The sequence below is a fragment of the Stenotrophomonas sp. SMYL8 genome (genome assembly GCF_036320065.1).
GTDB classification, from domain to species: domain Bacteria; phylum Pseudomonadota; class Gammaproteobacteria; order Xanthomonadales; family Xanthomonadaceae; genus Stenotrophomonas; species Stenotrophomonas maltophilia_A.
The window spans coordinates 109,325-126,836 of sequence record NZ_JAWIRR010000006.1 but is presented as its reverse complement, the minus strand read 5'-3'; the positions used below and the strand labels follow the sequence as shown (position 1 = coordinate 126,836).

At 67.7% G+C, this 17,512-nt stretch carries 23 protein-coding genes; 20 read left to right on the top strand and 3 right to left on the bottom strand.

Annotation, left to right across the window (positions count from 1 at the left end; translation table 11 throughout):
• Positions 1-28: 28 nt before the first annotated feature.
• The 7 genes from purM to V3B25_RS07715 all read left to right on the top strand — a co-directional run bounded on the left by purM (position 29) and on the right by V3B25_RS07715 (position 4,955).
• Positions 29-1,087, top strand: a complete 1,059-nt coding sequence (gene purM, locus V3B25_RS07745) for a phosphoribosylformylglycinamidine cyclo-ligase (protein ID WP_049421530.1) — start codon at positions 29-31, stop codon at positions 1,085-1,087.
• 22 nt (positions 1,088-1,109) lie between these two features.
• A complete protein-coding gene (locus tag V3B25_RS07740) occupies positions 1,110-1,598 on the top strand; it encodes a hypothetical protein (protein ID WP_049421531.1) in 489 nt (162 codons plus the stop codon).
• Complete coding sequence (locus tag V3B25_RS07735; protein WP_032130364.1) at positions 1,595-2,017, top strand: hypothetical protein; 423 nt, start codon at positions 1,595-1,597, stop codon at positions 2,015-2,017. Before V3B25_RS07740 ends, V3B25_RS07735 begins: the two co-directional genes overlap by 4 nt.
• 41 nt (positions 2,018-2,058) lie before the next feature.
• A complete protein-coding gene (locus V3B25_RS07730; protein WP_049398166.1) occupies positions 2,059-2,721 on the top strand; it encodes a DUF2238 domain-containing protein in 663 nt (220 codons plus the stop codon).
• The gene (gene purN / locus V3B25_RS07725) at positions 2,718-3,377 is read left to right on the top strand and encodes a phosphoribosylglycinamide formyltransferase (protein ID WP_049421532.1); all 660 of its coding nucleotides are present in this window, start codon (positions 2,718-2,720) and stop codon (positions 3,375-3,377) included. The genes V3B25_RS07730 and purN overlap by 4 nt, the downstream gene beginning before the upstream one ends.
• A 67-nt stretch (positions 3,378-3,444) precedes the next feature.
• Positions 3,445-4,269 carry a DUF3108 domain-containing protein gene (locus V3B25_RS07720; RefSeq protein ID WP_049398164.1) on the top strand — a complete coding sequence of 275 codons (825 nt, stop codon included), beginning with the start codon at positions 3,445-3,447 and terminating at the stop codon, positions 4,267-4,269.
• A gap of 2 nt (positions 4,270-4,271) precedes the next feature.
• On the top strand, positions 4,272-4,955 hold the full coding sequence (locus tag V3B25_RS07715) for a DUF3108 domain-containing protein (RefSeq protein ID WP_010483632.1): 684 nt from the start codon (positions 4,272-4,274) through the stop codon (positions 4,953-4,955).
• 122 nt (positions 4,956-5,077) lie between these two features.
• Here the strand turns inward: V3B25_RS07715 and V3B25_RS07710 are convergent, their stop codons facing one another.
• From V3B25_RS07710 to V3B25_RS07700, 3 genes are read right to left on the bottom strand one after another with little or no spacing between them, the layout of a single operon-like run.
• Positions 5,078-5,407 carry a hypothetical protein gene (locus V3B25_RS07710; protein WP_032130368.1) on the bottom strand — a complete coding sequence of 110 codons (330 nt, stop codon included), beginning with the start codon at positions 5,405-5,407 and terminating at the stop codon, positions 5,078-5,080.
• Positions 5,404-6,675 carry a UDP-N-acetylglucosamine 1-carboxyvinyltransferase gene (gene murA, locus V3B25_RS07705; protein WP_049398162.1) on the bottom strand — a complete coding sequence of 424 codons (1,272 nt, stop codon included), beginning with the start codon at positions 6,673-6,675 and terminating at the stop codon, positions 5,404-5,406. The genes V3B25_RS07710 and murA overlap by 4 nt, the downstream gene beginning before the upstream one ends.
• Before the next feature lie 21 nt (positions 6,676-6,696).
• Positions 6,697-6,927 (bottom strand): BolA family protein, encoded by a 231-nt coding sequence (locus V3B25_RS07700; RefSeq protein WP_005408396.1) that lies wholly within the window; start codon positions 6,925-6,927, stop codon positions 6,697-6,699.
• 54 nt (positions 6,928-6,981) lie between these two features.
• On the opposite strand from V3B25_RS07700, the gene V3B25_RS07695 reads away from it, so the two are divergent.
• The 13 genes from V3B25_RS07695 (at position 6,982) to ptsP (ending at position 17,429) form a co-directional block, all read left to right on the top strand.
• Positions 6,982-7,983 (top strand): KpsF/GutQ family sugar-phosphate isomerase, encoded by a 1,002-nt coding sequence (locus tag V3B25_RS07695; RefSeq protein ID WP_049421533.1) that lies wholly within the window; start codon positions 6,982-6,984, stop codon positions 7,981-7,983.
• Between the two features lie 66 nt (positions 7,984-8,049).
• Positions 8,050-8,598 carry an HAD hydrolase family protein gene (locus V3B25_RS07690; protein ID WP_049398160.1) on the top strand — a complete coding sequence of 183 codons (549 nt, stop codon included), beginning with the start codon at positions 8,050-8,052 and terminating at the stop codon, positions 8,596-8,598.
• Positions 8,595-9,170: an LPS export ABC transporter periplasmic protein LptC gene (gene lptC / locus V3B25_RS07685; protein ID WP_049462883.1), complete on the top strand. Its 576-nt coding sequence runs from the start codon at positions 8,595-8,597 to the stop codon at positions 9,168-9,170. Before V3B25_RS07690 ends, lptC begins: the two co-directional genes overlap by 4 nt.
• A 104-nt stretch (positions 9,171-9,274) precedes the next feature.
• Positions 9,275-9,826, top strand: coding sequence for a lipopolysaccharide transport periplasmic protein LptA (gene lptA, locus V3B25_RS07680; RefSeq protein WP_032130194.1), 552 nt, complete (start codon positions 9,275-9,277; stop codon positions 9,824-9,826).
• Positions 9,826-10,545 carry an LPS export ABC transporter ATP-binding protein gene (gene lptB / locus V3B25_RS07675; RefSeq protein ID WP_032130193.1) on the top strand — a complete coding sequence of 240 codons (720 nt, stop codon included), beginning with the start codon at positions 9,826-9,828 and terminating at the stop codon, positions 10,543-10,545. The genes lptA and lptB overlap by 1 nt, the downstream gene beginning before the upstream one ends.
• A gap of 39 nt (positions 10,546-10,584) precedes the next feature.
• Positions 10,585-12,009 carry an RNA polymerase factor sigma-54 gene (locus tag V3B25_RS07670; RefSeq protein WP_329810415.1) on the top strand — a complete coding sequence of 475 codons (1,425 nt, stop codon included), beginning with the start codon at positions 10,585-10,587 and terminating at the stop codon, positions 12,007-12,009.
• 58 nt (positions 12,010-12,067) lie between these two features.
• Complete coding sequence (gene raiA, locus V3B25_RS07665; protein ID WP_004147311.1) at positions 12,068-12,385, top strand: ribosome-associated translation inhibitor RaiA; 318 nt, start codon at positions 12,068-12,070, stop codon at positions 12,383-12,385.
• Positions 12,386-12,406: 21 nt separating this feature from the next.
• A complete protein-coding gene (locus tag V3B25_RS07660; RefSeq protein WP_329810414.1) occupies positions 12,407-12,859 on the top strand; it encodes a PTS sugar transporter subunit IIA in 453 nt (150 codons plus the stop codon).
• Entirely contained in the window at positions 12,856-13,806 is a 951-nt protein-coding gene (gene hprK, locus V3B25_RS07655) for an HPr(Ser) kinase/phosphatase (protein WP_005408388.1), read from the top strand. The genes V3B25_RS07660 and hprK overlap by 4 nt, the downstream gene beginning before the upstream one ends.
• 27 nt (positions 13,807-13,833) lie before the next feature.
• Entirely contained in the window at positions 13,834-14,718 is an 885-nt protein-coding gene (rapZ, locus tag V3B25_RS07650) for an RNase adapter RapZ (RefSeq protein WP_032130190.1), read from the top strand.
• A 284-nt stretch (positions 14,719-15,002) separates the two neighbouring features.
• Entirely contained in the window at positions 15,003-15,395 is a 393-nt protein-coding gene (locus tag V3B25_RS07645; RefSeq protein WP_010483657.1) for a PTS fructose subfamily transporter subunit IIA, read from the top strand.
• Positions 15,388-15,657, top strand: coding sequence for an HPr family phosphocarrier protein (locus tag V3B25_RS07640; protein ID WP_005408385.1), 270 nt, complete (start codon positions 15,388-15,390; stop codon positions 15,655-15,657). Before V3B25_RS07645 ends, V3B25_RS07640 begins: the two co-directional genes overlap by 8 nt.
• Positions 15,658-15,659: 2 nt before the next feature.
• Positions 15,660-17,429 carry a phosphoenolpyruvate--protein phosphotransferase gene (ptsP, locus tag V3B25_RS07635; protein ID WP_329810413.1) on the top strand — a complete coding sequence of 590 codons (1,770 nt, stop codon included), beginning with the start codon at positions 15,660-15,662 and terminating at the stop codon, positions 17,427-17,429.
• The last annotated feature ends 83 nt before the right edge of the window (positions 17,430-17,512 follow it).

The following is a 17,512-nucleotide window of genomic DNA, read 5'->3' as shown; positions in this document are numbered from 1 at the left end:
CGTTCAACCCCTGCCAGCGCCGACGCCCGTGACCAACACCCCGTCTTCCGCCCCCTCCCCCCTCACCTACCGTGACGCGGGTGTCGACATCGACGCCGGCAACGAACTGGTCGAGCGGATCAAGCCCCTGGTCAAGCGCAGCTTCCGCCCGGAAGTGATGGGCGGCCTGGGCGGCTTCGGCGCCCTGTTCGACCTGTCCAACAAGTACCGCGAGCCGGTGCTGGTGTCGGGCACCGACGGCGTGGGCACCAAGCTGAAGCTGGCCCACCAGCTGAACCGCCACGATACGATCGGCATCGACCTGGTCGCCATGTGCGTGAACGACGTGCTGGTGCAGGGTGCCGAACCGCTGTTCTTCCTGGACTACTTCGCCACCGGCAAGCTGGACATCGACACCGCCGCGGCGGTCGTGGGCGGCATCGCCAACGGCTGCACCGAGGCCGGCTGTGCGCTGATCGGCGGCGAAACCGCTGAAATGCCCGACATGTATGCCCCGGGCGAGTACGACCTGGCCGGCTTCACGGTCGCTGCGGTCGAGAAGAGCGAGCTGAAGGACGGCGCCAGCGTGGCTGCCGGCGACGTGCTGATCGGCATTGCCTCGTCCGGCCCGCATTCCAATGGCTACTCGCTGGTGCGCCGCATCTACGACCGAGCCGGCCGCCCGGCCGAGCTGGAGCTGGAAGGCGGCGTGAAGCTGGTCGATGCGCTGATGGCGCCGACCCGCCTGTACGTGAAGCCGATCCTGTCGCTGCTGAAGTCGCACGGCGCGGCCATCCACGGCATGGCCCACATCACCGGTGGCGGCCTGACCGAGAACATCATCCGCGTGGTGCCCGACGGCCTCGGCCTGGACATCCAGGCCTCGTCCTGGACCCTGCCGCCGGTGTTCCAGTGGCTGCAGAAGGAAGGCGCGGTCGCCGACAGCGAGATGTGGCGCACCTTCAACTGCGGTATCGGCTTCGTGCTGATCGTGGCGCCGGACCAGGTGGCCGCGGTATCCGATGCGGTCAAGGCGCAGGGCCTGGAGCACTGGACCATCGGCCAGGTGGTCACCGCCGAAGGCGCCGAGCGCGTCCACATCGCCTGATCCCGACAACCCAGGAGCCCGCATGGACGCAACGCCCCCCTTGTCGCCCGCCCCCGTGCCGCCACCGCTGGCGACGGTACCGGTGTTCAACGCGCAGGATGCCGACCACCTGCGCATGCTGGCCATCGCGCACTACGTGGTCGGTGGCCTGATCGTGCTGTTCTCGCTGATCTTCATCATCCACATCGTGCTGGGCATCACCGCGCTCACCGGCAACCTGCCGATGAATTCCGGCGGCCAGCCGTCGTCGCCGGCCGAACAGCGCCTGTTCGGCTGGATGTTCACCCTCATCGGTTGCGTCGCCGTATTCGGTGGCGTCACCCTGGGCGCGTTCGTCACCTATGCCGGCCGCTGCCTGGCCCAGAGACGCCGCTACCTGCTGTGCCTGATCGCGGCCGGCCTGGCCTGCCTGTTCACCCCCGTCGGCACGGTGCTGGGGGTGTTCGGCCTGATCACCCTGCTGCGCCCGCAGGTGAAGGCCGCCTTCGACCTTCCCGCCACGCCCGCATGACCGCCTCCGGCAATCCGCCGCCGCTGCCGCATCAGACCCTGGCGCAGCTGCAGCTGACCAGCCATCTGCAGACGCTGAAAGTGCTGTTCTACGCGTTGGCCGGCTTCCATTGGTTCGCCACAGTGGCGTTCCTTGGCCTCAGCGGATGGGTGGCCCACTCGCGCGGACTGGACGATGCCTGGATGCTGACCACGGTCTATGCGTCCATCGCCGTGCTGGCGGCCGTGCTGGGGTTCGTGCAGTTGTATACCGCGCGCCAGCTGTCACATCGCACCGGGCTGGCCTGGTGCCGGCGCGCGGCGTGGCTGGGCGTACTGGCCGGCCCGCTGGGCATGGCCTTGGCCGCCTATGCCTGGGTGTTCCTGTCCAAACCTGACATGGCCGCGCTGTTCGACCGTGGCGACCACCTCAGTGTCTGAACCTGCCGGCAGACGCCCCGTCCTTTCCTGATCGATTTCCCATGTCCGCGCCTGCCCTCCCGACGTCTGCTTCGCCCACCACCCACCGTTTCTCGGGCCCCAAGAAGCTGGCCTTTGCCGCCGTGCTGGCGGTGTTCGCAATCAGCTGGGTCCACCCGCTGTGGCCTACCGAACAGGCCCTGCACAGCACCCTGACCGTGATCGGGCTGGCCGCGCTGCTGTGGGTCGACCGTCGCGGCGGCTGGCTGGGCAATGGTGCCTTCATCGCGATCTGCGGCTTCATCGCCCTGCACTGCGTGGCCGCGCGCTGGCTGTATTCCAACGTGCCCTACGACGCCTGGGCGCAGACGCTGAGCGGCTGGTCGCCGAATGCGGCCTTCGGCTGGCAGCGCAACCATTTCGATCGCCTCATCCACTTCCTGTTCGGCGTCTGCTTCACTCCTGCGCTGCTGCAGCTTGCCCGTCATGCGTGGCCGGCGCTGCGCCTGGGCCAGGCCTTCACCCTGGCGGTGATGACAGTGATGTGTGCCAGCCTGGTCTACGAATGGTTCGAGTGGGCCATCGCACTGGCGCTGTCACCGGATGCTGCCGAGGCCTACAACGGGCAGCAGGGCGACATGTGGGACGCGCACGCCGACATGCTGATGGCCACCCTCGGCAGCCTGCTGATCTGGCCGCTGATCCGCCGGAGCGCCCAGCAGTGACCGCGACCACCCGCATTGCCGTGCTCGCCTCCGGCCGCGGCAGCAACCTGCAGGCCATCCTCGATGCCATTGCCGACGGCCGACTGCCCGCCGAGGTGGTCGGCGTGTTTTCCGACCGCCCCGCCGCAGAGGCCCTGCAGCGCGTCGCACCGAACCTGCGCTGGGCGCATGCACCGAAGTCCTTCAGCGACCGCGCCAGCTACGAGCAGGCGCTCGGCGATGCGCTGGCCGCAGTACAACCGGACTGGATCGTCTGCGCCGGCTACATGCGCATCCTCGGCGCGGCCTTCGTACAGCGCTTCAATGGCCGGCTGGTCAACATCCATCCATCGCTGCTGCCGCTGCACAAGGGCCTGGACACCCACGCACGGGCGCTGCAGGCGGGCGACGCCGAGCACGGTGCCAGCGTGCATCTGGTCGTGCCCGAGCTGGATGCGGGCGCCGTGCTGGCGCAGGTGCGGGTGCCGGTGCTGCCCGGCGATGACGCCGACAGCCTGGCCGCGCGCGTGCTGGCGGTGGAGCATCCGCTGCTGATCGCCACCCTGCAGCTGGTGTGCGCCGGCCGCCTGGCTGAACGGGAGGGCCAGCCGCAACTGGACGGTCACCCCCTGTTTAGCCCGTTGGCCCTAGATTCCGCCGGGAACCTGAACCGGTAGTCCCCATGCACACGCCCCGCTGACTGCGGGGCTGGCATCCTGCCCCCTCCTGCGGTCCCTGTCCTCCATGAAGACCACGACCCTGCTGTCCACTCCATTGCTGTTGTCGCTTGCCGTGTTCCCCGGCGTGGGCTGGGGCCAGGCACAGGCGCCCGCCCCCCCGCCGGCACCGGTGCCCGCAGCGCAGCCGCCAGCCGATGCGCCGGCCGTACCGATGCCACCGGCACTGGCCTGGGAGCCACCGCCGCTGCAACCGTTCAGCGCCACCTACCAGGCCTTCTACAAGGGCAAGGAAGCGGGCGATGCCAGCATGCAGGTCACCCACACCGGCGGCAGCCAGTGGCGGGTGGACATGCAGGTGGTCGGCCGCCGCGGCTTTGCCAGCGTGCTGGGCCTGAACATCGAACAGAGCACAGTGTTCGAGGAGCGCAGCGGCGTGTATGCGCCGCTCAGCCAGAGCACGGTGCGCAAGGGCCTGTTCCTGGGCAAGAAGGCGGTCGGCACCTACAACTGGCAGGCCGGCACCGCGCAATGGACCGGTGACGTCAAGAAGGAACGCGCGCAACCGATCCCGCTGCAGGCAGGCGACCAGAGCGCGCTGCTGATCAACCTGGCGATCATGCGCGATGCGCGTCCAGGCGCCTCCATGCATTACCGCTACGTGGACATGGGCAAGGTCCGCGAACACGACTACCAGGCCGCGCCGCAGACCGAGAACGTCGAGGTCGGCGACCTGTCCTACAACGCACTGCGGGTCTACCGGACCAACGGTGGCAGAAACGAAACCATTCTCTGGATCGCCAACGGTGTCCCCACCCCGGTGCGCATCCTGCAACGCGAAGACGGCGAAGACCGCGTCGATCTGCGCCTGATCGAATACCAAGGAGTCTGAGCATGAATACCCTGACCCGCCCCCTCACCTGGATCGCAGCCGCTGCCCTGACCGTGGCCAGCCTGCCGGCCATGGCGCTGGAACCGTTCAAGGCCGATTACCTGGCCAGCTACATGGGCATGCAGGCCAACGGCACCATGACCCTGGCCAGCGAAGGCAGCAACAAGTGGCGCTACAGCCTGCAGGTGAAGAACCAGCTGGCCGACCTCAGCCAGAGCACGGTGTTCGAGGAAGTGCGTGGCCAGCTGCGCCCGCTCAGCAGCCAGGACCGTTCGGCGCTGCTGGTGAAGAAGCGCAACGTGCAGGCCAACTACAACTGGACCAGCAACCAGGCCACCTGGACCGGTGACATCAAGCCGGATCGCGCTGGCCCGATTGCGCTGAAAGCCGGTGACATGGACGCGCTGCTGATCAACCTGGCGATCGCCCGTGACCTGGCGGCGGGCAAGCCGCTGACCTATCGCATGGTCGACGAAGGCCGCATCAAGAACATGACGTACCGTGTGATCGGCAAGGAATCGATCACCGTGGGCGGCAAGAGCTACGAGGCCACCAAGGTCTCGCGCGCCGACGGCAACAAGGAGCTGATCGCCTGGATCGTGCCGGAATTCCCGGTGCCGGCGCGCATGCTGCAGCGTGAGAGCGGCCGCGATGCGCTGGACCTGACCATCAAGGCGATGAACTGACGCGCGAACCGGTAGTGCCGGCCGCTGCCCGGCATTCTCGCGATGCTCCACGAGGTTGATGGGGTTGCCGGCCAGCGGCCGGCACTACCGAAAAGAAAACGCCCGCTTTCGCGGGCGTTTTCCTATTTCTTCGCTTCAGCCGGTTTCTGTTCCTCGGCCGGCTTGAACTCGGTCCGGCAGTCCACGCGGATCTGCTCACCGGTGCTGCGCCAGACGAAGGTGCGGCAATGACGGTTGCCGTCCTGGCTGTCGTTCACTGCGACCGCATAGAACGACTCGATGATTTCATCACGCGAGACCGTGCCATCGCCGTTCCAGTCCATGTCCTTCTGCTCGATGCCCTGGGTGATGGCGATGTTGGCGTACCAGGCATAGCCCAGCCACGCCAGCACGATCAGCACCAGCGCCAGCAGCGCCTTGCGACGCGGGCTGAACTTGCCGCGCAGGATCATGGCACGCGCCGGATGGTGGCGCCGAGCGAAGACAGCTTCTCTTCGATGTTCTCGTAGCCACGATCAAGGTGGTAGATGCGGTCGATGGTGGTCTCGCCGCTGGCCATCAGGCCGGCCAGGATCAGCGAGGCCGAGGCACGCAGGTCGGTGGCCATTACCGGCGCACCGCTCAGGTGTTCACTGCCACGCACGATGGCGGTGTGGCCTTCAACCTGGATGTCCGCGCCCAGGCGCAGCAGTTCGTTGACGTGCATGAAACGGTTCTCGAAGATCGTTTCGTTGATCACGCCCACGCCGTCGGCCACGCAGTTGAGCGCCATGAACTGCGCCTGCATGTCGGTCGGGAATGCCGGGTACGGCGCGGTGGTCAGGTTGACCGCCTTCGGCCGCTTGCCCTGCATGTCCAGGGTGATGCTGTCGTCGGTGGTCTCGATCTTCGCACCGGCTTCGACCAGCTTGGACAGCACCGCGTCCATGGTGTTCGGGCGCGCACGGTTGACCGTGACCTTGCCACCGGTCATCGCTGCGGCCACCAGGAAGGTGCCGGTCTCGATGCGGTCGGGCAGCACTTCATGGCGGCCGCCGGACAGGCGCTCGACGCCTTCGATCACCAGGCGGGCAGTGCCCAGGCCTTCGATCTTCGCGCCCAGCGCGATCAGGCAGTGCGCCAGATCGGTCACTTCCGGTTCCATCGCGCAGTTGTCGAGGATGGTGGTGCCTTCGGCCAGCACCGCGCCCATCAGCACGTTCTCGGTGCCGGTGACGCTAACCATGTCGAAGGTGAAGTGCCCCCCCTTCAGCCGCTTGGCGGTGGCCTTGATGAAGCCGTTCTCGACCACGATCTCGGCACCCAGCGCCTGCAGGCCCTTGATGTGCTGGTCGACCGGACGCGAACCGATCGCGCAGCCGCCCGGCAGCGATACTTCGGCCGCACCGAAGCGGGCCAGCAGCGGGCCCAGCACCAGGATCGAGGCGCGCATGGTCTTGACCAGCTCGTACGGTGCCACGTGCTGGTTGACCGAACGCGGGTCGACCACGATCGCACTGCCGCGCGACAGCGTGCCCTGGTCGATGGTGACCTTGGCGCCCAGCTCGCCCAGCAGCTTCACCGTGGTGACCACGTCGTGCAGGTGCGGCACGTTGGTGATCTCCACCGGCGCATCGGCCAGCAGGGTCGCGCAGAGAATGGGGAGGACGGCGTTCTTGGCGCCGGAGATGCTCACTTCACCGTGCAGCGCAGCGCCGCCGGTCACAACGATCTTGGCCATGTATTCGGGATCTTCTGCGGTTCAGCCGGCTTCGGCCGGGGTCACGGTTTTCAGCGCCAGCGCGTGGATCGCGCCGCCCATCAGGTCGCCCAGCGTGGCATACACCATGCGGTGGCGGGCCAGCGGCATCTTGCCGGCGAAGGCCTCGCAGACCACGGTCGCTTCGAAATGCACGCCATCGTCGCCCTGCACGTCGGCGCGGGCGCCGGGCAGGCCGGTTTCGATCAGATTGCGGATGGTGTCGGCGTCCAACGGGCTTTCCTAATAAAATGTGCCTCCATTCTACTTCCGCTGCGTGGCGTCCGCATGGCCGAATCCCTGTTGCCCCCCCGTTCCGTCGACCCTGCCGGCCTGGTCGCCAGCGGCCGCCGCGTCTTCGAGATCGAGCGGCAGGCGCTGGACGCCGTGGCCGACCGCCTTGGCGAGGCGTTCCAGCAGGCCTGCCAGGCGATCCTGGCCAGCCGCGGCCGGGTGGTCGCCACCGGCATGGGCAAGTCCGGGCATATCGCCCGCAAGATCGCCGCCACCCTGGCGTCCACCGGTACGCCGGCGTTCTACGTGCACCCGGGTGAAGCCGGCCACGGCGATCTGGGCATGATCACCGAGGACGACGTGGTGCTGGCCCTGTCCTATTCGGGCGAGTCAGACGAGGTGCTGATGCTGCTGCCGGTGCTCAAGCGCCAGGGCAACGTGCTGATTTCCATGACCGGGCGCCCACAGTCCAGCCTGGCCACCGCCGCCGACATCCACCTGGACGTGAGCGTGCCGGCCGAGGCCTGTCCGCTGGCGCTGGCGCCGACCTCCAGCACCACCGCCTCGCTGGCGATGGGCGATGCGCTGGCGGTGGCCCTGCTCGATGCGCGCGGCTTCACCGCCGATGACTTCGCCCGCTCGCACCCGGCCGGCAGCCTCGGCCGCCGCCTGCTGCTGCACATCACCGACGTGATGCACACCGGCGACGACCTGCCCAGCGTGGGCGCGGACGCCAGCCTCAGTGAAGCGCTGATGGAGATGAGCCGCAAACGGCTGGGCATGACCGCCGTGGTCGATGCCGGCGGCGTGCTGATCGGCCTGTTCACCGACGGCGACCTGCGCCGCGCGCTGGACAGTGCGCTGGACGTGCGCACCGCCAAGATCGCCGATGTGATGACGCGCAACCCACGCACCATCGGCGCCGACCAGCTGGCGGTGGAGGCGGCCCGGCTGATGGAGACCCACAAGATCACCGGCCTGATCGTGGTCGATGGCCAGGGGCGTGCGGTCGGCGCCCTGAACATTCATGACCTGTTGCGGGCCCGGGTGGTTTAACCGACAGTCCGTAGACCCCATTCAGTCTGTACTGCCCCATCCGAACCCACCGAGCCTGCCGCCCTGATGCCCTGGTCCCCCTTGCCCGCCTTCCCTGCCCACCTGCATGCCGCCGCGGCCCGTATCCGCCTGGCCTGCTTCGACGTGGACGGCACCCTCACCGACGGTCGGCTGTACTACGACAAGGACGGCAACGAGAGCAAGGCGTACTTCGTGCAGGATGGCCTGGGCCTGAAACTGCTGCAGCAGCACGGCATCCATCCCGTGCTGATCACCGCGCGCAACAGCCAGTCCGCGCTCAAGCGCGGCGCCGACCTCGGCATCGACACCCAGATCGCCGTAGGCGACAAGCTGGCCAGCGTGCAGGCGCTGTGCGCGCAGCATGGCATCGGCCTGGAACAGGTGGCCTTCATGGGCGATGACCTGCCGGACCTGGCGCCGCTGGGCGCGGTCGGCCTGGCCGTGGCGCCGGCCAACGCCCATCCGTGGATCGCCGAGCGCGTGCACTGGCAGACCCGTGCCGATGGCGGGCGTGGCGCCGCGCGCGAGCTGTGCGACATCCTGCTGGCCGCGCAGGGGCATGTGGATGCGGTGCTGGCGAGGTTCGGCGCATGAACCTGCCGACCGTGAACTGGCGCACCCTGCTCGGCATTGGCCTGCTGCTGGCGGCCCTGCTGAGCAGCTGGGCGGCGCTGCGCAACCGCGACAAGGGGCCAGCCAGTGGCGGCCAGGAAGTGGGCGTGGATTACATCCTGCACGACTTCCAGATCGTCGCCCTGGATGAGCACGGCAAGGAATCGACCACGCTGCGTGCGCCGCTGCTGGAACGCCAGCGCGGTGACCAGACCATCAACATCGCCACGCCGTTGTTCGAGATGCCGGACAAGGATGGCAGGCACTGGACCCTGCGTGCCGAGACCGGCTGGCTCAGCGCCAAGGGCGACGAGATGAAGCTGCGCGGCAATGTCGCCGGCGACAGCCCGGTCGGCCCGGGCACGGTGCCGACCACCTTCCGCACCGACCATCTGGACGTTTTCCCGAAGGAAAACCGCGCCCGCACCGACGCCCTGGTGACCATGACCCGCCCGGGCATGGAACAGTCCGGTGTCGGCTTCGAAGTGGATTCGAAGAACAACACGTATCATTTCCTCAGCCAGTCCAAGGGCCGCTACACGCCCAAACGCTGATTCCGCCGCCAGCCTGCGACGTCTCCGGACAGGCGCAAGGCCGGCAGCCCCACCCGCCCGCCCCCGGTCCACCCGGGAGGCCCCCACCGGTAGAACGGACCCCGATGAAGATTCCCTTTGCCGCCGTACTCGCGCTTGGTCTTCTTGTCCCCAGCGCCGCCTTCGCCAAGTCCACCGACCGCAACGAAGACATGCACATCGATTCCGGCGCCCAGTCGGGCACGCTCACCGGCGACGGCAAGACCGTGCTGTCGCAGGGCGTGATCATCACCCAGGGCACGCTGGACCTGCGCTCGTCCGAGGCCGAGATCTACCTCAAGGACGGCGAGCCCGTACGTGCGGTGTTCACCGGCAAGCAGGCCAAGATGAAGCAGCAGCTCGATGATGGCACCTGGATGGACGCGCTGGCCGATCGCATCGACTACGACATCAAGACCGAGATCATCACCCTGACCGGCAACTACAAGGTCACCAGCGCGCGCGGCACCAATGCCGGCCAGCGCATGGTCTACAACACCCGCACCGGCGAAATGAACTCCGGTGGCGACGGAAGCCGCGTGCGCACCGTCATCCCGCCGAAGAACAAGACCCCGGCCGCACCTGCGGCACAGCCCAAGGCCACCACGCCGGCACAGCCGGCCGGGAGCAGGAAGTAATGCTCGTCGCCAAGGGCCTGCGCAAGAAGTACAAGCAACGCGAAGTCGTCAAGGACTTCGGGCTGACCCTCGACGCCGGTGAAGTGGTCGGCCTGCTCGGCCCCAACGGCGCCGGCAAGACCACCTGCTTCTACATGATCGTCGGCCTGGTTGCCGCCGATGCTGGCAGCATCGTGCTCGACGGCAAGGACATCACCGGCGACCCGATGTATACCCGGGCCAAGCAGGGCGTGGGTTACCTGCCGCAGGAGCCGTCGGTGTTCCGCAAGCTGACCGTGGCCGACAACCTCCGCCTGGTACTGGAGCTGCGCGAAGACCTGGATTCGGCTGGCCGCGAGCGTGAATTGAACAGCCTGCTCGACGAACTGCAGCTGGGCCACGTCGCCGACCAGCTCGGCGCCAGCCTGTCCGGTGGCGAACGTCGCCGCTGCGAGATCGCCCGTGCCTTGGCCGCGCAGCCGCGCCTGATCCTGCTCGACGAACCGTTCGCCGGCGTCGACCCGATTTCCGTCGGCGAGATCCAGCGCATCGTCACCCATCTCAAGCAGCGTGGCATCGGCGTGCTGATCACCGACCACAACGTGCGCGAGACCTTGGGTATCTGCGACCGCGCGTATATTCTCGCCGAGGGCAGCGTGCTGGCCCAGGGCTCGCCGGAAGCGATCCTGGACAACGCCGATGTACGTCGCGTCTACCTCGGGGATTCCTTCAAGCTGTGAAGCAGTCGCCGGGTTCCTCTCCTTCCTTTCGGCACAGGCATGAAGACTCGGCTGCAGACATCGTTGGGACAGCAACTGGTGCTCACGCCCCAGTTGCAGCAGGCGATCAAGCTGCTGCAGATGTCCACCACCGAGCTGGAGCTGGAGATCGCCCAGGCGGTGGAAAGCAATCCGCTGCTGGACTGGGCCGACAGCAGTGACAGCAGCAGCGCCAGCAACGAAGGCAGCGATGGCAACGACGGTGACGCCCCGGCAGAACGTACCGATGCCGGTGACGACTGGGCACCGGCCGAACTGGACTGGAGCGCGGCCGGCAGCGGCGGCAGCTTCGACGATGACGACGACACCGGCAGCGCCGCCGAGCGCGTAGCCGAAACCGAAACACTGGCCGACCATCTGCTGTGGCAGCTGCATCTGTCGCACCTGTCCTCGCGTGATCGCAGTATCGGTGCCGCACTGATCGATGCGCTGGACGACGACGGTTACCTGCGCGAGCCGCTGGCCACCATCGCCGAAACCCTGTTGCCGGCGATCCACGCCGACGAGGACGAGATCCTCGCCGTGCTGCATCGCATCCAGCGTTTCGATCCGGTCGGTGTGGCTGCACGCACGCTGGGCGAATGCCTGCTGCTGCAGCTGGATGTGCTGGCCGGTGACACGCCCGGCCTGGTGCTGGCGCGACAGATTGCCGCAGGCCCGCTGGAACGGCTGCCGCGCAGCGGCGTCGCCGGGCTGGCCCATGAACTGAAACAGCCCCTGGACGAGGTCGAGACGGCAGTCACCCTGCTGCGCTCGCTGGACCCGCGCCCGGGCACGCAGATCGCACCGCTGGCGCAGGACACCTACGTGGTGCCGGATGTGGTGGTGTGGCGGCAGAACGGCGTATGGCGCGCAGCGCTGGCCGCGCATGCCGGGCCGAAGGTGGTGATCCACCGCGGCTACGAACAGCTGATCCGACGTTGTGGCGACGCCGATGCCGGCTACCTGCGTGCCCAGCTGCAGGAAGCGCGCTGGCTGCTGAAAGGGCTGCAGCAGCGTGGCGAAACCCTGCTGCGGGTGGTACGCAGCCTGATCCTGCAGCAGGCCGGCTTCCTCGAATTCGGCGAGCAGGCGCTGCGTCCACTGACCCTGCGCGAGATCGCCACCGAGCTCGGCCTGCACGAATCCACGGTCTCGCGCGCGATCGCCCGCAAGCACGTGCGTACCCCGCGCGGCACCCTGCCGCTGCGCGCCTTCTTCGCCTCGGGCATCGATACCGAGGGCGGTGGCGAGGCGTCCAGCACGGCCATCCAGGCGATGATCCGGCGCCTGATCGACGACGAGAACCCGCGCAAGCCGCTTTCTGACGCCAAGCTGGCTGACCTGCTCAAATCGTCGGGAATTCCAGTAGCGCGACGCACCGTGGCGAAGTATCGTGAAGCCATGAACATTTCCGCCTCGCACGAAAGGGTCAGAATCGCTTGACGCGCCGCCGCGCCCGGCGGAGAGGTTCATTGGCACATCCGAACACAGGAGAAACCCGATGCGCATCGAAACGTTTGGCAAAGATGTCGAAGTCACCCCGGCCCTGCAGTCCTATGTAGAGGAGAAGCTGGCCCGGATCGGCAAACACTTCGACCAGCACTGCGAAGCGCGGGTGACCCTCAAGCTGCAGAAGACCGAACACCACGTCGACGCCAGCCTCAACATTCCCGGCCAGACCCTGCACGCCGAGGCCAATGCCCAGACCATGTATGCCGCGATCGACCTGCTTGCGGACAAGCTTGACCGTCTGGTGATCAAGCACAAGGAGAAAAAACAGCAGCACGCACCGCTGCCGGTGGGCGACAATGGTGGCTGATCGCCACCGTTCCCCGCAGACATGCCCCTGACTGACCTCCTGGCGGCCGTGCAGACCCAGCTCTGCACGGCCACCGACCGCGACAGCGTCCTGCAGGCCGCCGCCGGGTTGCTGGCCTGCCGCCAGGCCAACGCCGAACAGATCTATCTGAACCTGTGCCAGCGCGAAGCGCTGGGCAGCACCGCAATCGGTCACGGCATCGCCATTCCCCACGGCCGCGCGCCAACCCTGGACCGCCCCCGCGGCGCCCTGCTGCGGTTGGCCACCCCGGTCGACTTCGGTGGCGACGAGCTGGTGGACCTGGTGTTCGCCATGGCCGTCCCCGCCCACTACACCCACCAGCACCTGATGCTGCTGTCCGAGCTGGCCGAGCTGTTTTCGGCGCCCGACATCCGCCAGGCCCTGCGCGAAGCGGGCGATGCCCGGGCGCTGCGCGAGGCGCTGGACATGACCCCACCTGCGAGTGCCGCATGAATACCAGCATCACCGCCCGTGAACTGTTCGAACAGCAGCGCGAGCGGCTGGGGCTGCGCTGGGCTGCCGGCAAGTCCGGCGAGAAGCGCGAGCTGGAGGCCGGCAACACGGTCTCGCGGCGTCCGTCGCTGGCCGGCTACCTCAATGCGATCTACCCCAACAAGGTGCAGATCCTGGGTACCGAGGAACTGTCCTGGCTGGATGCGCTGGAACCGCGCCAGCGTTGGGAGACCATCGAAAAGATCATGCAGTCGCACCCGCTGGCGCTGGTGCTGACCCGCAACCAGGCTTGCCCGGAAGACCTGCGTGCCGCCGCTGATGAATCCGGCACGCCGCTGTGGCTGTCGCCCAAGCGCGGCCACGAACTGCTCAACCACCTGTCCTACCACTTGGCCCGCACGCTGGCGCCGCGGGTGATCCTGCATGGCGTGTTCATGGAGATCTACTCCATCGGCGTGCTGATCACCGGAGAGGCCGGATCGGGCAAGAGCGAGCTGGCGCTGGAACTGCTCAGCCGCGGCCACCGCCTGGTCGCCGATGATGCGCCCGAATTCACCCAGATCGCGCCCGACGTGCTCGATGGCACCTGCCCCGAACTGCTGCAGGACCTGCTGGAAGTGCGCGGCCTGGGCGTGCTGAACGTGCGCGAGATGTTCGGCGATACGGCTGTAAAGAAGAACAAGTACCTTCGGCTGATCGTCCACCTGACCAAGCCGATGACCGAACCCACCCCGCATGGCTACGAGCGCCTGACCGGCGACTCGGGCACCCGCCATGTGCTGGACCTGGATGTACCGCTGATCACCCTGCCGGTGATGCCCGGCCGCAACCTGGCCGTGCTGACCGAGGCCGCGACCCGCCTGCACATCCTGCGCACCAAGGGCATCGACCCGGCGGCCATGTTCATCGCCCGCCACAGCAACCTGCTGGAACGGCGAACACCCTGATTCCCCTGTCCTTCGAAGAGCCTGTCCATGAGCACCGTCACCCCCTCCGCCCCGACCCTGATCATCGTCAGCGGCCTGTCCGGCTCGGGTAAATCCGTCGCCCTGAAGACCTTCGAGGACCAGGACTACTACTGCTCGGACAACCTGCCGATCAATCTGCTGCCCGACTTCGTGCGCAGCCTGCTGGCCAACCACGACGGCAGCGCACCACGCCGCCTGGCAGTGGGCATCGACGTGCGCGGCCAGGCCGACCTGAGCCAGCTGGGCGACTGGCGGCAGCTGGCCACCGATGCCGGCGTGGAAGTGAAGGTGCTGTTCTTCGAGGCCAGCGACGAGGCTGTGCTCAAACGCTACGCCGACACCCGCCGCCGCCATCCACTGAGCCAGCTGGGCCTGTCGCTGCCCGAAGCGATCGCGCGTGAGCGTGAATTGACCGCACCGCTGCGCCGCGAGGCCGATGCGGTGATCGATACCAGCAATCTCAACGTGCATCAGCTGCGGCGGCGGATCATCACCGAGTTCACGATGGACCATGCCACCGGCCTGTCGCTGCTGTTCGAATCGTTCGCCTACAAGCGCGGCGTGCCGGCCGAGGCTGACTTCGTGTTCGATGCGCGGGTGCTGCCCAATCCACACTGGGACCCGGATCTGCGTGCGCTGAGTGGCCGCGAACCGGGCGTGCGCGACTACCTGGAAGCGCAGCCGGACGTGCAGCGCTACCTGACCCAGCTGATGGATTTCCTCGATACCTGGCTGCCGAAGCTGGGGGATGGCACCCGCAGCTATGTGACCGTGGCCTTCGGCTGCACCGGCGGCAAGCACCGTTCGGTGTTCCTGGCCGAGCGCCTGGCCCGGCATGCCCGCGAGATGGGCTGGGAAGACGTGGCGACCTACCACCGCGAACAGGATTGAGGGGGTCGGCCGGGCTGCGCCCGGCACCCGCAGAGGCCACGTCAACGGCAAGAGCGGGATTACGTGGGATGGCGGGGCGGTGTGCTGTTGGTAGGTGTCGACCTTGGTCGACACAATAGATCCACGCCATGCGTGGATGAATCCCGGTCAGGCACCGAAAAACGGATGGGGTCGGATCCTTTTCCAACGGAAATGGGCTCCGGCCCGAGCAACACTGAATACGGGACACAGTGCCCCTCATCTGCTGCTATCGCCAATTCACCTTGACCTGTTAACGTGCAGTAATGACCTGTGGCATTCTCCTCGTAACACATCCCGGGGTCGGGACCGCCCTGCTAGACGTGGCGACCCGGCTCCTGCGGCAATTGCCGCTGAAAACCGAAGCTTTCGAAGTACCGTTCGACGCAGACCTGGACGCCCTGCTCCCGCTCGCCTCGGCCGCCCTGCGGCGGGTCGATGGGGGGGAAGGCGTGCTGATCCTGACCGACCTGTACGGCGCCAGCCCCGCCAACCTTGCCGGGCAGCTGGCCCGGCTGGGGACCCCGGTTCGCCGGGTGTCGGCGCTGAGCCTGCCGATGTTGCTGCGGGTGATGAATTATCCGGAACAGGGACTGGATCAACTGCCCGCCACAGCCGCGGCGGGTACCCGTAATGGAGCGATAGTCGACGATGCTTGAACGAGAACTCACCGTCAGCAACCGCCTGGGCCTGCACGCCCGGGCCACCGCCAAGCTGGTGCAGACCCTGGCGCCGTTCCGCTGCAACGTGACCATGGCCGCCAAGGGCCGTGAGATCAACGCCAAGAGCATCATGGGCGTAATGCTGCTGGCCGCTGGCCAGGGCACTCCGGTCACGGTGCGGATCAACGGCGAGGACGAAGCCGCCGCGATGGAGGCGGTGGTCGGCCTGTTCGAACGCCGCTTCGACGAGGACAGCTGAGCGTGCCACGCGCGCGCGCCGGCCAGGTCCCTTCCGGCCAGCGGCCGGTACAGCTGCTGGCCGGGCACGGTGCTGCCCGTGGCGCAGCCATGGGCCGGGCGCGGGTGCGCCTGCCACATGCGCTGGAAGTGGCCGAGCAGCGCGTCGCCGCCCATCAGGTCGAGGCCGAGCTGGCCCGCCTGCACCGCGCGGTGGATGCCGCGCGCACGGAAATGCACGAACTGCGGCAGCGCCTGCATGGCGCCCTGAACCAGGAAGTGGGCGAGTTCCTCGACCTGCATGCCTTGCTGCTGGACGATCCCGAGCTGTTGTTCGGGCTGGACGAACTGATCCGCAGCGGCCCCTACAGCGCCGGCTATGCGTTGCGCCTGCAGCGTGACCGCCTGGCCAAGGTCTTCGATGGCATGGACGACGCCTATCTGAAGAGCCGCATGGACGACCTGGACCATGTGATCGGCCGCATCCATGCATTCCTGCAACCCGAGCGGCCGCCAGCGGTGAAAGGCCTCGCCGGTGAAATCCTGGTCTGCGACAACATCGCGCCCTCCGAGCTTGCCCAGTTGCAGGCGCAGGGCGTGGTCGGCATCGTCACCGCCGCCGGCAGCGCGCTGTCGCACAGCGCGATCCTGGCACGCAGCCTGCACCTGCCACTGATCGTCAACGTGCCGCAGCTGCTCAGCCGCATCGCCGATGGCGACGTGCTGATCATCGATGGCGCCGACGGCAGCATCACCGCCAACCCGCAGGCCGACAACCTGCGCGACTACCGCGCGCGCCTGAAAGAACATGCGCGCGAGCAGCGCGAGCTCGGCCGCCTGCGCAGCAAACCCAGCCGTACCCGCGACCAGGTCGACATCGCCCTGCTGGCCAATGCCGAATCGCTGGAGGACGTCACCCAGGCGCATGCGCTGGGCGCGCAGGGGCTGGGCCTGTACCGCACCGAATTCCTGTTCCTGCAGCGCAACGAGCTGCCGGACGAAGAAGAACAGTTCCAGACCTACCGCGATGCCGCGTTGGGCATGAGCGGGCGACCGGTCACCATCCGCACGCTCGATCTGGGCGCGGACAAGGCCGACCGCACCGGCCTGACCCTGAGCAACGAAGAAAACCCGGCCCTGGGACTGCGCGGCGTACGCCTGTCGCTGGCACGGCCCAAGGTGGCCGACACCCAGCTGCGCGCGATCCTGCGCGCCTCGGCCTACGGCAAGCTGCGCGTGCTGGTGCCGATGGTCAGCACCCGCGAGGAACTGCTGGCGGTGCGCCGGCGCATGCTCAAGCTGACCGAACAGCTGCGCAGCGAAGGCCACATGGTGTCCGACCATGTGCCGCTTGGGGCGATGATCGAGGTGCCCGCTGCGGCGTTGGCGCTGGAGAGCTTCATCGACCTGGTCGACTTCCTGTCGATCGGCACCAACGACCTGGTGCAGTACCTGCTGGCCGCCGATCGCAACAACGAGGCACTGGGCGAGCTGTATTCGCCGCTGCATCCGGCCGTGCTGCGGTTGCTGCAGATGGTGATCGAGACCGGTGCGCGGCATCGCATTCCGGTGGCGGTCTGCGGTGAGATGGCCGGTGATGCACGGATGACTCCGCTGCTGCTGGCGCTGGGCCTGAGCGAATTCAGCCTGCACCCCGGCACACTGCTGGAGGTGCGCCGCGCGATCCGCGAGGCCGACCTGGCCGCGCTGCGCGCGCGCGCACCGAAGCTGCTGGCCGCACGCGACCGCCGCGCGATCGAGCGCTGGCTGGCGCTGGTGGCGGATACGCCCTGAGCGCCAAGGGTAGTGCCGGGGGGGGGGGGGGCCCCGCGCCGGGGCCGCGCGGGGGCCGCGGCGGGCCCGCCGCGCGCGCCGCC

What these genes read in the sequence shown, in the direction of transcription:
- V3B25_RS07715 (WP_010483632.1), top strand. Translation starts at nt 4,272, where the DNA reads ATGAATACCCTGACCCGCCCCCTCACCTGGATCGCAGCCGCTGCCCTG.
- lptC (WP_049462883.1), top strand. Translation starts at nt 8,595, where the DNA reads ATGAACCTGCCGACCGTGAACTGGCGCACCCTGCTCGGCATTGGCCTG.
- raiA (WP_004147311.1), top strand. Translation starts at nt 12,068, where the DNA reads ATGCGCATCGAAACGTTTGGCAAAGATGTCGAAGTCACCCCGGCCCTG.
- V3B25_RS07645 (WP_010483657.1), top strand. Translation starts at nt 15,003, where the DNA reads ATGACCTGTGGCATTCTCCTCGTAACACATCCCGGGGTCGGGACCGCC.
- V3B25_RS07660 (WP_329810414.1), top strand. Translation starts at nt 12,407, where the DNA reads ATGCCCCTGACTGACCTCCTGGCGGCCGTGCAGACCCAGCTCTGCACG.
- murA (WP_049398162.1), bottom strand. Translation starts at nt 6,675, where the DNA reads ATGGCCAAGATCGTTGTGACCGGCGGCGCTGCGCTGCACGGTGAAGTG.
- V3B25_RS07730 (WP_049398166.1), top strand. Translation starts at nt 2,059, where the DNA reads ATGTCCGCGCCTGCCCTCCCGACGTCTGCTTCGCCCACCACCCACCGT.
- V3B25_RS07740 (WP_049421531.1), top strand. Translation starts at nt 1,110, where the DNA reads ATGGACGCAACGCCCCCCTTGTCGCCCGCCCCCGTGCCGCCACCGCTG.
- V3B25_RS07720 (WP_049398164.1), top strand. Translation starts at nt 3,445, where the DNA reads ATGAAGACCACGACCCTGCTGTCCACTCCATTGCTGTTGTCGCTTGCC.
- V3B25_RS07695 (WP_049421533.1), top strand. Translation starts at nt 6,982, where the DNA reads ATGGCCGAATCCCTGTTGCCCCCCCGTTCCGTCGACCCTGCCGGCCTG.
- V3B25_RS07670 (WP_329810415.1), top strand. Translation starts at nt 10,585, where the DNA reads ATGAAGACTCGGCTGCAGACATCGTTGGGACAGCAACTGGTGCTCACG.
- V3B25_RS07640 (WP_005408385.1), top strand. Translation starts at nt 15,388, where the DNA reads ATGCTTGAACGAGAACTCACCGTCAGCAACCGCCTGGGCCTGCACGCC.
- lptA (WP_032130194.1), top strand. Translation starts at nt 9,275, where the DNA reads ATGAAGATTCCCTTTGCCGCCGTACTCGCGCTTGGTCTTCTTGTCCCC.
- V3B25_RS07690 (WP_049398160.1), top strand. Translation starts at nt 8,050, where the DNA reads ATGCCCTGGTCCCCCTTGCCCGCCTTCCCTGCCCACCTGCATGCCGCC.
- V3B25_RS07710 (WP_032130368.1), bottom strand. Translation starts at nt 5,407, where the DNA reads ATGATCCTGCGCGGCAAGTTCAGCCCGCGTCGCAAGGCGCTGCTGGCG.
- V3B25_RS07735 (WP_032130364.1), top strand. Translation starts at nt 1,595, where the DNA reads ATGACCGCCTCCGGCAATCCGCCGCCGCTGCCGCATCAGACCCTGGCG.
- lptB (WP_032130193.1), top strand. Translation starts at nt 9,826, where the DNA reads ATGCTCGTCGCCAAGGGCCTGCGCAAGAAGTACAAGCAACGCGAAGTC.
- hprK (WP_005408388.1), top strand. Translation starts at nt 12,856, where the DNA reads ATGAATACCAGCATCACCGCCCGTGAACTGTTCGAACAGCAGCGCGAG.
- rapZ (WP_032130190.1), top strand. Translation starts at nt 13,834, where the DNA reads ATGAGCACCGTCACCCCCTCCGCCCCGACCCTGATCATCGTCAGCGGC.